The sequence below is a fragment of the Amorphus sp. MBR-141 genome (genome assembly GCF_053628695.1).
In genome coordinates, this window is the sequence record NZ_JBRJGW010000007.1 from 1 (window position 1) to 11902 (window position 11902).

The 11902-nt window shown below is 65.3% G+C and carries 11 protein-coding genes and 3 tRNA genes; 11 read left to right on the plus strand and 3 right to left on the minus strand.

Translation table 11 applies throughout. From position 1 onward, the window contains the following. The first annotated feature begins 813 nt into the window (after positions 1 to 813). From ACSSVZ_RS11055 to ACSSVZ_RS11095, 9 genes are all read left to right on the plus strand, one after another. Positions 814 to 1848, plus strand: a complete 1035-nt coding sequence (locus ACSSVZ_RS11055) for a TRAP transporter substrate-binding protein (protein WP_453969988.1) — start codon at positions 814 to 816, stop codon at positions 1846 to 1848. A gap of 18 nt (positions 1849 to 1866) precedes the next feature. Beyond that, complete coding sequence (locus ACSSVZ_RS11060) at positions 1867 to 2364, plus strand: TRAP transporter small permease (RefSeq protein WP_453969990.1); 498 nt, start codon at positions 1867 to 1869, stop codon at positions 2362 to 2364. Between the two features lie 13 nt (positions 2365 to 2377). Beyond that, complete coding sequence (locus tag ACSSVZ_RS11065; protein ID WP_453969992.1) at positions 2378 to 3673, plus strand: TRAP transporter large permease; 1296 nt, start codon at positions 2378 to 2380, stop codon at positions 3671 to 3673. Positions 3674 to 3689: 16 nt separating this feature from the next. Then, positions 3690 to 4739, plus strand: a complete 1050-nt coding sequence (locus ACSSVZ_RS11070; protein ID WP_453969993.1) for a phosphotransferase family protein — start codon at positions 3690 to 3692, stop codon at positions 4737 to 4739. Continuing rightward, entirely contained in the window at positions 4739 to 5194 is a 456-nt protein-coding gene (locus tag ACSSVZ_RS11075; protein ID WP_453969995.1) for a hypothetical protein, read from the plus strand. Before ACSSVZ_RS11070 ends, ACSSVZ_RS11075 begins: the two co-directional genes overlap by 1 nt. 31 nt (positions 5195 to 5225) lie before the next feature. Then, complete coding sequence (locus ACSSVZ_RS11080; RefSeq protein WP_453969997.1) at positions 5226 to 6335, plus strand: hypothetical protein; 1110 nt, start codon at positions 5226 to 5228, stop codon at positions 6333 to 6335. Positions 6336 to 6366: 31 nt separating this feature from the next. Beyond that, positions 6367 to 7920, plus strand: coding sequence for a long-chain-fatty-acid--CoA ligase (locus ACSSVZ_RS11085; protein ID WP_453969998.1), 1554 nt, complete (start codon positions 6367 to 6369; stop codon positions 7918 to 7920). Between the two features lie 184 nt (positions 7921 to 8104). Further along, a complete protein-coding gene (locus tag ACSSVZ_RS11090; protein WP_453970000.1) occupies positions 8105 to 8746 on the plus strand; it encodes a TetR/AcrR family transcriptional regulator in 642 nt (213 codons plus the stop codon). 135 nt (positions 8747 to 8881) lie between these two features. Then, entirely contained in the window at positions 8882 to 9460 is a 579-nt protein-coding gene (locus tag ACSSVZ_RS11095) for a DUF2889 domain-containing protein (protein ID WP_453970001.1), read from the plus strand. A 209-nt stretch (positions 9461 to 9669) separates the two neighbouring features. On the opposite strand, the gene ACSSVZ_RS11100 is transcribed toward ACSSVZ_RS11095, so the two are convergent. Together ACSSVZ_RS11100 and ACSSVZ_RS11105 are read right to left on the minus strand one after the other, a co-directional pair. Next, a tRNA-Thr gene (locus tag ACSSVZ_RS11100) sits at positions 9670 to 9745 on the minus strand. Positions 9746 to 9797: 52 nt separating this feature from the next. Next, positions 9798 to 10565 carry a TrmH family RNA methyltransferase gene (locus ACSSVZ_RS11105; protein ID WP_453970002.1) on the minus strand — a complete coding sequence of 256 codons (768 nt, stop codon included), beginning with the start codon at positions 10563 to 10565 and terminating at the stop codon, positions 9798 to 9800. Positions 10566 to 11028: 463 nt separating this feature from the next. On the opposite strand from ACSSVZ_RS11105, the gene ACSSVZ_RS11110 reads away from it, so the two are divergent. Then, a tRNA-Tyr gene (locus ACSSVZ_RS11110) sits at positions 11029 to 11113 on the plus strand. A gap of 133 nt (positions 11114 to 11246) precedes the next feature. Here the strand turns inward: ACSSVZ_RS11110 and ACSSVZ_RS11115 are convergent. Next, positions 11247 to 11591, minus strand: a complete 345-nt coding sequence (locus ACSSVZ_RS11115; RefSeq protein WP_453970004.1) for a VOC family protein — start codon at positions 11589 to 11591, stop codon at positions 11247 to 11249. A gap of 170 nt (positions 11592 to 11761) precedes the next feature. On the opposite strand from ACSSVZ_RS11115, the gene ACSSVZ_RS11120 reads away from it, so the two are divergent. Further along, positions 11762 to 11835, plus strand: a tRNA-Gly gene (locus ACSSVZ_RS11120). Positions 11836 to 11902 lie beyond the last annotated feature (67 nt).

Here is an 11902-nt window from a genome sequence, read left to right on the forward strand (position 1 = left end):
GCGGCGTTCGACAGCGACGGTGCCGAGGTCGGCGCCGACGCCTTCCTCGGCCGCCTCGGCCTCACCGCCGTCGCCTCAGACCGCTTCTCCCTCGGAGCGTCCTACCAGGCCGAAATCCGCGACAACCTAACCGCCCACACCTTCGCCGCACAGGCTAGCTTCCGGTTCTGACGGCGGGGGGGCGGCGACCTCGCGCCCACCGCTTGCTGGGCGCGCAACGGAATGCGGGGATCGGCTGAATCGCCGACCGGCGGTCAGCCGCCAATCGCATCGAAGGCGGTTGCCGCGCGCATGGTCTCGATGAAGTCCCGGGCGAGCCGGGTCGGCATCCAGTCGATCCGCGCCGTCATGCCGACGGGCCGAAACGCGCGGTCAGGCGCCCGTTGGCACGATAGAGGGCCAGGGCGTGCAGGAGGGTGTTGTCCGGCACCCGTTGCCGGATCGTCGCGAAAGCGCGAGCGTTCCCGATGAGGTCGGGGTGACGTGGCGAGGAGCCGCTTGCGGTCCGCCGCGAATTCGTCCGGCAGTCGTATAAACCGGTTTGTCGTCCGGACTTTTTATTCTCTTTTCAAAACCTTGATCGATGGGCGCCCGTTGATGGTGGAGCGAAGCATATCGCACCAGCCTCGGTCCCAAACTGTCATTGGCGCGCCGTTCTGGCCGTTTGCACCATTCGCGACCGGACGCGAAATTTATAGACCAGTTGACCGGATTAATTATTGACCGACGCGTCGGTTTAAGAATAGCATCTGGTTCGATCTGATCCGGAAGCAGCAAAGAACAATCGTGCCGGATCCAGCCCTGGGAGGGACTATGACCAATTTGCGTGCTGCCGGCTGGGTGCTGGCCACTTCGATCGCGGCAGCAATGATGCCGGCGACGGTTCAGGCGCAGGACGTCACCCTAAGAATGTCCAACTGGCTTCCGGAGGGGCAGACGCTGCGGGTCCAGGCGATCGAGCCGTGGATCGCAGAAGTCGAGAAAGTCACCGAAGGGCGGGTGAAGATCGACGTGCCGCCGAAGGTGATCGGTTCGGTGCCCGCGCAGTTTGACGTGGTCAGCGATGGCCAGGCGGACCTCGCCCTTTGGGTGAATGGCTACACCCCGGGCCGCTTTGTGATTTCCGAGATTTTCGAGCTTCCGTTCATCAATGATGATCCCGAAGAATATTCGGCCGTCATGTACAAATTCTATCAGGATAAGATTGCCCAATACGATGAGTATGCGGGCACGCATGTTCTGATGCTCTTCTCGCCGGGCTCAGGGCCGATCTTCAACACGGTTCGACCGGTCGAGAAGGTGGCGGATCTCGAAGGCCTGAAGCTGCGCAGTCCGCAGCCGGTGGTGACCGAGGCGCTCCAGATCCTTGGCGCGGTGCCGATCTCCAAGCCGGTCTCCGAGCTCTATGAGCTGATCTCCTCGAAGGTCGTCGACGGAACCGTTCTGCCGATGGAATCGGTCGTCGCCTTCAAGCTCAACGATCTCCTTTCCTACGGGACGGGAATTCCCGGCGGTCTCTACAACACGGTGCTGGTGCTCGGTATCAACGTGGATAGCTGGGACCGGATCTCCGAGGCTGATCAGAAGGCGATCACGGCTATCTCCGGAGAGAAATTCGCCCGCGCCGCCGGCGGTGCCTACAAGCACAGCAGTGAGGCGGCGAAACAGAAGATGGTCGCCGAAGGCATGAACTTCATCACCGCCGATGACGCGTTCGTCGCTGACCTGAAGCAGAAGCTCGCGCCGATCGAGCAGTCGTGGATCGATCATGCCAAGGAGCGAGGCGTCGAAGACCCCGCCGCCCTGCTTGCCGAGTTGCGCAAGGTCGCGGGCGGCAAAGCCGACTGACGCCGAGACGCCGGTCTCGTGCCGCGCGTCGACGGGAGAAATGGCGTGATCGTTCAGCGTGTGCTCGCAGCCCTCGCCAGTTGCTGCCTGGTGGCCTTGATGACGGTGGTGGTCGTCGACGTCGTCGGGCGCAATCTGCTCTCTCATCCCCTGCTCGGCGCGACCGAGATCCAGGAGATCCTGATCGGTGGGGTCGTGTTTCTCGGGTATCCGATCCTCGCGCTCCGTGAGAAGCACATTACGGTCGATCTGGTCTCGGCCGGCCCGGTGCTCCGTCTGGTCCAGCGTCTCCTGACGGCTCTCCTGGGAACCGCGCTGTTCGCCCTGATTGCCTGGCGACTCTGGATCCAGGCCGGACGGGTGGCGCGCTACGGCGAGACCATGGGTGTTCTGGCGGTGCCGATGTGGATTGTCCTGACCGGCGTCAGCGTGCTCGCCGCGGTCACCGCGGTCTTTTTCCTCCTCTCCATCGCAACGGCGGTTCGAGAGTCTGCCGCAGCGGGCGGCTTCGAGTAAGCGGCGCAGGCAGATGGAAATCGCAGTTCTCGGATTCGTCTGCGTCTTCGCGTTGATCTTCTTCCAGATCCCGATCGCCCTCGCCCTCGCGACGGTTGGGATCGTCGGCTACGGTGCAGTGGTGGGGGTCAAGCCGACCCTCGGCATGATCGCCACCACCACCCAGGACAACACGCTCGTCTATTCGCTGACCGTCCTGCCCCTGTTTATCCTGATGGGCAACGTCGTCGCCGGCGCCCGGATCTCCAACGATCTCTATCGGGCGGCTCAGGTGCTGGTCGGCCGGCGCCGCGGTGCGCTGGCGCTTGCGACGGTCGTTTCCTGCGGCGGCTTCGGGGCGGTGACCGGATCGAGCACGGCCACCGCCGCGACCATGGGGCAGGTCGCGATCCCGTCCATGCGCGAGTGCGGCTACGCCGATTCCCTATCGGCCGCGTCCGTGGCCGCCGGCGGAACGCTCGGCATCCTGATCCCGCCGTCCATCATTCTCGTCATCTACGGCGTCGCCACCCAGACCCATATCGGCGAGCTCTTCGCCGCCGGGCTGATCCCCGGTCTTGTGGGCGTGGTCGGCTACATGCTCGCCGTCGTCTGGACGGTCTGGCGGGATCCCTCGAAAGCGCCGCTCGCTCCGGCGATCGCCCGCACCGAGATGGGGCCGCTCTTCAAGGGGATCATGCCGGTCGTCTTCCTGTTCGCCCTGGTGATGGGCGGCATCTATTCCGGTCTCTTCACGGCAACCGAGGCCGCCGGCATCGGGGCACTCGGAGCGTTGTTCCTCGCCGTCGTCCGCCGGAGCCTCACCCTCCGTGATTTCTGGCGCATCCTTGCTCAGACGGTGGAGGTCACCTGCTCGCTGTTTGCGATCATCCTCGGGGCGGCCTTCTTCGCCGAGTTCATCAACCTCTCCGGCATCCACGAGGGGCTTCGGGAGTTCATCGGCCACAGCGGCCTTCCACCCGCCGCCGTGGTGGCCGTGATCATCCTCGTCTACATCTTTCTCGGCTGCGTGTTGGAAAGCCTGTCGATCATCCTCCTCACCATTCCGATCTTCTTTCCAGTCATCGTTTCGCTCGGATACGATCCGGTCTGGTTCGGCATTCTCGTCGTGGTGGTCACGGAGATCGGGCTGATCACGCCGCCGATCGGGGTCAACCTCTTCATCATCCGTGCGGTCTTTCCCGACATCCCGATGCGATCGGTCATCTCCGGCGTGATGCCGTTCATCGTCGCGGACCTCTTCCGCGTAACCCTCATCGCGGCGCTTCCGGTGCTGTCACTCTGGCTGCCGACATTGCTGTTCCGATAGGAACGGACCGAGGACCATGTTGCAGACGAAGACCCCCCAATCCTGGCGCACCGACGCTCTCGCCGACCGGCTTGCGGATTTCATCGCGACCGAGGGTGGCAGGGAAGTTCGGGTCTCCAATCTGAAGCGCTTCACGGCCGGGTTCTCGTGGGTGACGATCCGCTTTGCGGCGACCTTTGAGGACGGCGAGACGCTGGACCTGATCCTCCGGATAGGCGACCCGAATGGACTGCTGGCTCCCTACAAGGCACGGCCGGAATATCTTCTCCTGCGGTCCCTTTATGGAACCCCGCAACTGCCCGTCGCGAAGCCGTACTGGTACACCGAGGATGCCACCATCATCGGAGCGCCGTTCCTGATCAGCGCGTGCGTAAGGGGGGAGACGCCGCTTCCTGTCTGGACCAGCGACGTCGAGGCCGACGCCAGGGGAGATCGCACGGCGCTCCTCGACGACTTCGTCGACGCGCTGGTCGCGATACACGCCTTTTCCTGGCGGGATAGCCCGTTGAAGGAGCTCGCCCGCGACCTGGAGGACAGCGCCGCCACCGCGTCGGAGGTGGAGCGGTGGGCGACCTTCGCTGCGTCCCCGGTGGACGATCCGAAGGGCCTTGCCATGCATTTTGCCAGCGAATGGCTGAAGGCGCACGCGCGCCCGGCCGCAACTGTCGGCCTCGCGCATGGCGACTACCGGGTCGGCAACTTCATGGCCGAGGGTGGTCGCATCACGGCGATCCTCGACTGGGAGCTCGCGCACATCGGCGATCCGCACGAGGATCTCGCCTGGGTCGGCATGCGGACGTTCGGGGGCACCGACAAGCTGATCGGCGGGCTGTTCGACAGGGCGGAGTTCTACCGCCGCTATCAGGAACGTTCGGGTCGGACGATCGACTGGGAGGCGATCCGGTATTTCGAGGTGCTCGCCCAGTTCAAGATGTCCGCGATCCTCGTCGGCGCGGAGCGGCGGCTGAAGGAAGGGGCCGTCCACGACGTGCGGCTCGGGGTCATGAGCCTGCAGATGTCGCGCACCCTGATGGGGCTCATGAGCATGATCAAGGCGGCCGGGTGATGCGGAAGATCTCCGAATATACCGAGGCCATCCGCGCTGCCCTGCAGCGGGATGTGCTGGGCGAGCTTTCCAGCGAGCATGCCCGTTCCCAGCTCCTCGGGGCGATCGACGTTCTCGACAAGCTCGAGGGCCTCGTCGAGTGGTCGCCGGAGATGCTCGACGAGCAGATTGCGGCGCTCAGCGCAGGCTCGGCACGGCTTTCTGCGCAGACACACGGTCTTCCCGGGCCGCGCCCGGCAGGCAAGGGCGCCGTCGACCCGGGCAGTCCGGAGGCGCGTCTCGGCGTCGAGGCAGGCCTGGTTCGCGACTGGGTTGACTGGCTCTATGCGCACCGCGCCGAGCTCGATCCGGAAACCTCCAGGGCGCTGGAACGGGTCATCCGCGACGTCATCCAGGCCACGCTGGCGGCCGAACGGCGACGCATCCAGGCGTCGAACTACTCGTCGATGACGTAAGAAGCCAAAAAGCAATTCAAGAGGAAACGCGATGCTTTCCCCGCAGGACGACTTTATCGGTCACCAGCTCCCCACGACCTTCAACCACGTGGCCACCAGCGATGACCGCTGGACGGAACGCTACTGGTATTCCGGGATGCCGATCGCGACTGGCGATGTGCTGCTCGACATGGGGCTCGGCTTCTATCCCAACAAGAACGTCATGGACGCCTTCGCCGGCCTCACGGTCGACAACGTCCAGCACACTTACCGGGCCTCGCGCCGGCTTGGCCGGACGCCGCTCGATACCAGCGTCGGTGCGGTGCGGTTCGAGATCGTCGAAGGCCTCAAGCGCCACCGGGTGACCCTGGCGGAGAACCCGAGCGGACTGACCTTCGATCTGGAATTTCTCGCCAGCTTTCCCGGGACCCAGGAAGGTCAGAGTTTCCGGCGCAGGCACGGCCGCGTCGAGGAGGATCTCACCCGGATGGCCCAGTTCGGTCGCTGGCAGGGCTGGATCTCGCTCGGCGAGAGGCGCTGGGAGATCGATCCGGAGGCGTGGTGGGCCCAGCGCGACCATTCCTGGGGTGTCCGATCGGTCCACCAGACCGACATCGACAGCCATCTTCCGGTGCAACGGCATTCGAACTTCTTCTGGTTCTGGCTGACCTATCAGTTCGAAGATTTCGGACTGGCGCTGTTCCTGAAGGAACGCAGCCCCGACAAGCAGATGTACTTCTCGGGCATCGAGATCGGCCGGGACGGTAAGGAGCGCCACGTCGAGCGGGTGGAGCACGACATGGAATGGCGCGATGATCCGCTCGGCCAGACCTGGAAGGGCGGCAAGCTGCGCCTCCACTACGAGGACGGGGCGACTCGTGAGCTCACCGTCGAAGGTCTTCCGGGGCGGTTCTATCTGAAGGCCGGCGGCTATGGAGGCTTCGAGGGCTGGAATCACGGCGACGACAAAGGGGACCTCTTCCAGACGGCCTACCGTTGGGACCTCACCGATCCGGACACCCGCTCCAGGGCGCGTACCCTCGGCGATCACGCCACCCGCGTCACCACCGACGACGGCCAGGTCGGCTTCGGCATGAGCGAATACGGGGTCGCCGCCGGATACCCGAAGTATCAGGCCGTCCAGTGTCATCCCGCCCTCTGACCGATCGGACCAGCCGGGTGGAGACGAGACGATGCAACTGACCCAGGCCTTGAACCGCGCCGTGCAGACGCGGGGCCCCTTCACCGCAACCATCTTCGGCGAGCGCCGGCGCACCTGGAGGGAGGTTGGCGATCGCGTGCCCCGCGCCGCCGCTGTGCTGCGCAAGCTCGGCGTGGCCCCGGGCGACCGGATCGCCATCCTTGCTCTCAACAGCGACACCTATGTGGAGCTCTTCTTTGCCATCGCCTGGGCGGGTGCTGTTTCCACTCCCCTGAACACGCGATGGGCGGCGGCGGAGCACGTCTACGCGCTGAACGACTGTGGAGCGCGCCTTCTTCTCGTCGACGAGACCTTTGCATTTCTGATCCCGGCCCTCATCGGCAAGACTGGCGTGGAGCGGGTCGTCTATATCGGCGAGGGTCAGGCTCCCGGTGGCGCAGAGGACTACGAGGCGTTGCTGGCGGGCTCCGAGCCGATGGGCGACGGAAGTGGCTTCGGCAACGATCTCTGCTCGATCTGCTACACCGGCGGCACCACCGGGATGCCGAAGGGGGTGATGCTCTCGCACACCAATCTGGTCTTCGCGTCGGTGAACTGGATTGCCTCGCTGCACTTCTCCGAGGACATCACGTTCCTGCATTCGGCCGGCTTCTTCCACCTGGCCGGCTCGATCCCGGCGTTCGCGCTGACGATGGCGGCGGGGACCCATGTCTGCCTGCCGAAGTTCGACGCCGAATTGGCCATGAAGACCATCCAGAAGCACCGGGTGAACTACTGCCTGTTCGTGCCGACGATGATCAACATGATGCTGCACCATCCAAAAGTCGGCGAATACGACTTGTCGAGCCTTCGCTACATCGAATACGGCGCATCGCCGATCTCGGAAAGCCTGGTCGATGCCATCCTGAAACGGCTGCCCGGCTGCGAGTTCATCCAGGGCTACGGGATGACGGAGACCACGGCGCTGACGGTGTCGCTGCCGTGGAAGTACCACTTCGAGCAGGAGGGCTTTCCGAGCAAGCGTACGGCCACCGGCCGCGCGGCCTACGGTATCGACGTGCGAATCGTCGATCCGATGGGCAACGAGCTGCCCCGAGGCCAGCACGGAGAGATCGCCATCCGCGGTCCCCAGGTGATGCTCGGCTACTGGAACAATCCGGAGGAAACCAGGGCGGTGCTCCGCGACGGCTGGATCTTCAGTGGCGACGGCGCCTGCATGGACGAGGATGGGTTCGTCTACATTCTCGATCGCGTGAAGGACATGATCGTCAGCGGGGGCGAGAACATCTACTCCCGCGAGGTGGAGAACGCGATCCAGAGCCATCCCTCGGTCCGCGACGTCGCGGTTATCGCGATTCCCTCGGAGGAGTGGGGCGAGGCGGTGCACGCTGTCGTCGTGTTCAAGGAGGGTCGTTCGGCGACATTCGAGGAGATCCATGCGCATTGCCGGAGCCTCATCGCCGGATACAAGTGCCCGAGAAGCATGGAATTCCGCGACGAGTTGCCGATCTCTGCCGCGGGCAAGTTGCTGAAGGGGGAGCTTCGCAAGCCCTATTGGGAGGGCAGGAGCCGCTCGGTCGGCTGATGGAGGGACTGAGGCGGCTGGCCGCGAGGCAGCACGGCTGCTCCGCATCGCCAGAGCGCCGCATATCCCGCTGGAACCGAGAGGGTCGGATCGAACCAATCGCCGAGCCAGACGACGCCACAGCCATTTCGGAGCGACGGGGCGCGGCTGCCGGATCGGAGAGCGCTTTCGATGAGGAGGAGAAATGCCAAGGGTTCGGGCGCTGGACTACGACGACAAGCTGGAAGCCGTCTGCGACGCGGCCGCCCGGCTCTTCGCCGCCTCAGGCTACCCGACGGCGAAAATGGCGGAGATCGCGGCGGCGTGCGGCGTGTCGAAGTCGATGCTCTACCACTACTTCCCCACCAAGGACGATCTTCTGTTTCACATGATTCAGGAGCATTTGCTCCAGGTGATCGAGGACCTGGAGCAGACCGCGGTCGCAGGAGAGGCTCGGCCGGAAGAGCGGCTCGTTGCCTTCATCCAGACCTTCGTGCGCCGCTCCGCCGGGGCGCGCCAGCGCAATCTGGTCGCGATGAACGATGCCAAGTTTCTGGCGCCGGCTCACCGCAGCGAAATTCGCGTTCTGGAGAGGCGGATCATCGATCTGATCGCGCGTCATCTTCGCAACCTGAACCCTCAGTGCTCCGACAAGCTGCTGAAGATTTTCACCTTCTTTCTGCTCGGGATTCTGAACTGGAGCGATGGCTGGTACGATCCCGAAGGAGAAATCAATCCGGACGAGCTCGCCACCTATATTTCGGAGCTCTATCTACGCGGCTTCTCCCAGATTGTTCTGACCCGCCCGGATACAACGACGTTGCTGTGCGACGACCCATCGTCCTGAGCAAGATCTTCTGCGGCCAGAAGCGGGATTCGAGATGGGGCGGTGCGGGTCGTGCCCCCTTCGCCGGAGAGGCGAAGTGCGGAGATGGCCTGACCGTCCAGCGGTCTTTGTGGTTTCAGATACAAGGAGAGCGGCATGGCGCTTCCGAAGGCGACAGATCGCCAGCCGAGCCACCATCGGGTGATCGACTATCGGAGCTTTCGACGTGCGGACGGCCTCTGGGACATCGAGGCGACCGTCCAGGACACCAAGGCCTACGACTACTACGATCTTGAAAGGGGAACGCTCGCCCCGGGGGACTTCGTCCACGACATCTCAGTGCGGGTCACATTCAAGGATGACATGACCGTCGTCGATGTTGCCGCGAGCATGGATACGGTGCCGTTTTCCTATTGCCTCGGCGGCGCGGACGGGCTTCCGGCGCTGATCGGAGGCAATTTCGGCAAGGGTTGGCGCAAACGGCTGGAAGCGGCGCTGGGCCGGACGCTCGGCTGCACCCATCTGCGCGAGATCCTGTTCGGTGCGGCGACGGTCGCTTTCCAGACGCTTTCGGCAGAGCGCGAACGCCGCGTTGGCACGGTGGATCCCGATCCGGGCAAGATCTCGGACAAGCCGTTTTACCTCGGCGGTTGCCACTCCTTGGCCGAGGGCTCCGCCGTCGTTTTAAAATTCTATCCGCAGTTTTTCGAGGCTGACAGTAACCAGGAAGAATAGGGATCAGGAATGCCGTCGGTGCCGCAAACGCATTCGGGAGGAGGTCGCGCAGGCTCGTCTGCGGCGGGTCCCGAACGCGCCATCACCGATCCGGGTGATCGGACGAGGCTTGCCCAGCACGAAGGACGGGCAGACTGTCGTTCTGGCCGTGCAGATGGCATCCCGCGTCGCGCAGGAAATCCAATAACATCAATGATGGAAGCAGGGTTTGGTGCCGGTTGAGGGACTCGAACCCCCGACCTTCGGTTTACAAAACCGCTGCTCTACCAGCTGAGCTAAACCGGCCGCCGCACGGCACCTATCACAGGCCGTGCGCGTTTGCACCTGGAAGGTGCGGTCATTGCGCGTCGAGCAGCCGGCTGCCGGCATAGAGCGCCAGCACGCAGGCGTTCGACACGTTGAGGGACTTGATCGGCCCCGGCACATCGAGGCGCACGACCTGGTCGCAGGCCGCCTTGACGCCCGGTCGCACGCCCTTGCCCTCCGCGCCGAGCACGAGGGCCAGCCGGTCCGCCCGGTGGGCGGCCTCGATGGGCACCTCGCCGTCGGAGTCGAGCGCCAGCCGCAGAAAGCCATCCTTGCCGAGGCTCTCCAGGGCGCGGGCGAGGTTGACCACGGTGAGCACCTTGATCAGGTCGAGTGCGCCGGAGGCCGCCTTCGCCATCACGCCGCTTTCGGTGGGGCTGTGGCGGGTCGTCGTGATCACCGCGTCGGCGCCGAGCGCGGTGGCCGAGCGCAGGATCGCGCCCACGTTGTGCGGATCGGTGATCTGGTCGAGCAGCACCACCAGCCGCGCGTCGCCGAGGTCCTCGATGTCGCCCGGCGGAAGCGGGTCGGTGTACAGCGCCACGCCCTGGTGGACGGCGTCGCCGCCGACGATCTTGCCGATGCCGCGGGGATCGAGAATCTCGGCCTCGCCGACCGCTCCGCCGATCTCGGCCTCGAGCCGGGCGAGCGCATTGCGGGTGACCAGCAGGCGGCGCCGGGAGCGCGCCGGATTGGCGAGCGCCGCCGCGACCGTATGAAAGCCGTAGATCCAGACCGGCCCCGTGCTGGGCGCGCCGGAACGGGGCGGATAGGCGGATCGGCTGGACTTCTGGCTCATGTCGCTCGGGCTGGGCGGGTTGGCGGGTCGAACGCGGGCGGCCCTCTGCCGGGGTGCCTCGGGCGGGCGTCGCGGCCGGGGATCGCTTGTCTCGCCCGCGCAAGGCCCGTGGCCGGGGGCCAGACACTGCGGTACCGGCTAACCCGCCGCCGTTCAAGCCCGACGCCGTCGCGCGCCCGCCCGCGGCGGGCCGATTCGCCATGCCGCGCGGCTGTCCGGCGCCCGGGCCGCGACGGAATTCCGGCGAGAAGGCAAGCCGTCCGGTGGCCGTCTCCGGCGGGCTGGCAGGGCCGCCGATCCCACGCGACGGGCCGTTGGGGGAGGTGGCACGAACCCGCCTGTGCACGCCGTGCCCGCGGACCGTTGACACGGCGGGGCGGCCTCGCCATAACACCGCCCTCGACGAGGACGCGACGCGTTCCCGTCGCTGGCCGTCAGGCCGGATAGGGCGACACGATCCCCTGGAGGGGTGCCCGAGTGGTTAAAGGGGGCGGACTGTAAATCCGCTGGCTTAGCCTACGTTGGTTCAAATCCAACCCCCTCCACCATTCTCTCCTGATCCTCACATCCTCAGATCTGCCAGACCGCTGCCGGGACCATCCGGCCGGCGCCGCCGCGCGAGGGTGGTCGAGCGGTGCTCAGAGCGGGCAAACGGCCGGCGGAAGGCCATCCCGGTCCGGCTCAGGTCTCGCTCCACACCGCGAGCTCGTTGCCGGCGGGGTCGGTGAAATGGAACCGGCGGCCGCCCGGAAACGCGAAGGCCGGCCTGACGATGGTGCCGCCCGCCTGCGTCACGGCGGACGCGGCGGCGTCCAGATCCTCGGCGTAGATCACCGGCAGCGGCGCCCGGGCCGCATCCGGACTGCCGTCGAAACCGCCGTCCAGCCCTTCGCTGAAGGCCGCGTAGCCAGGTCCGTAGTCGGTGAACGACCATCCGAAGGCCCGGGCGTAGAATGCCTTGACGCTTCCGATCGTCCCGCTTGGGGCACCCAGTTCCAGATAGTCGAGCTTGCCTGTCTTCCGCATGAGCAGACCTCCGTGTCTGATATTTGTTCTACATATGTTCTATAACCGGGATGGGCAGGCGGCAAGGGGCGGCGGGCGGATGGCGGCACAAGCCGGGAGGGGCGCGAGACTCTTTGCTGCGGCGGATTGTCAAGCGGTCGGAATTTCGCTATCTGCGCCCCACGCGACCAGCGGGTGTAGCTCAATGGTAGAGCAGCAGCCTTCCAAGCTGACGACGAGGGTTCGATTCCCTTCACCCGCTCCAATCAACCCGCGGCGGTCCGCCCGTGATCGGCGACGCGCCGGATCTTGATGAGATCGCCGTACCGGCT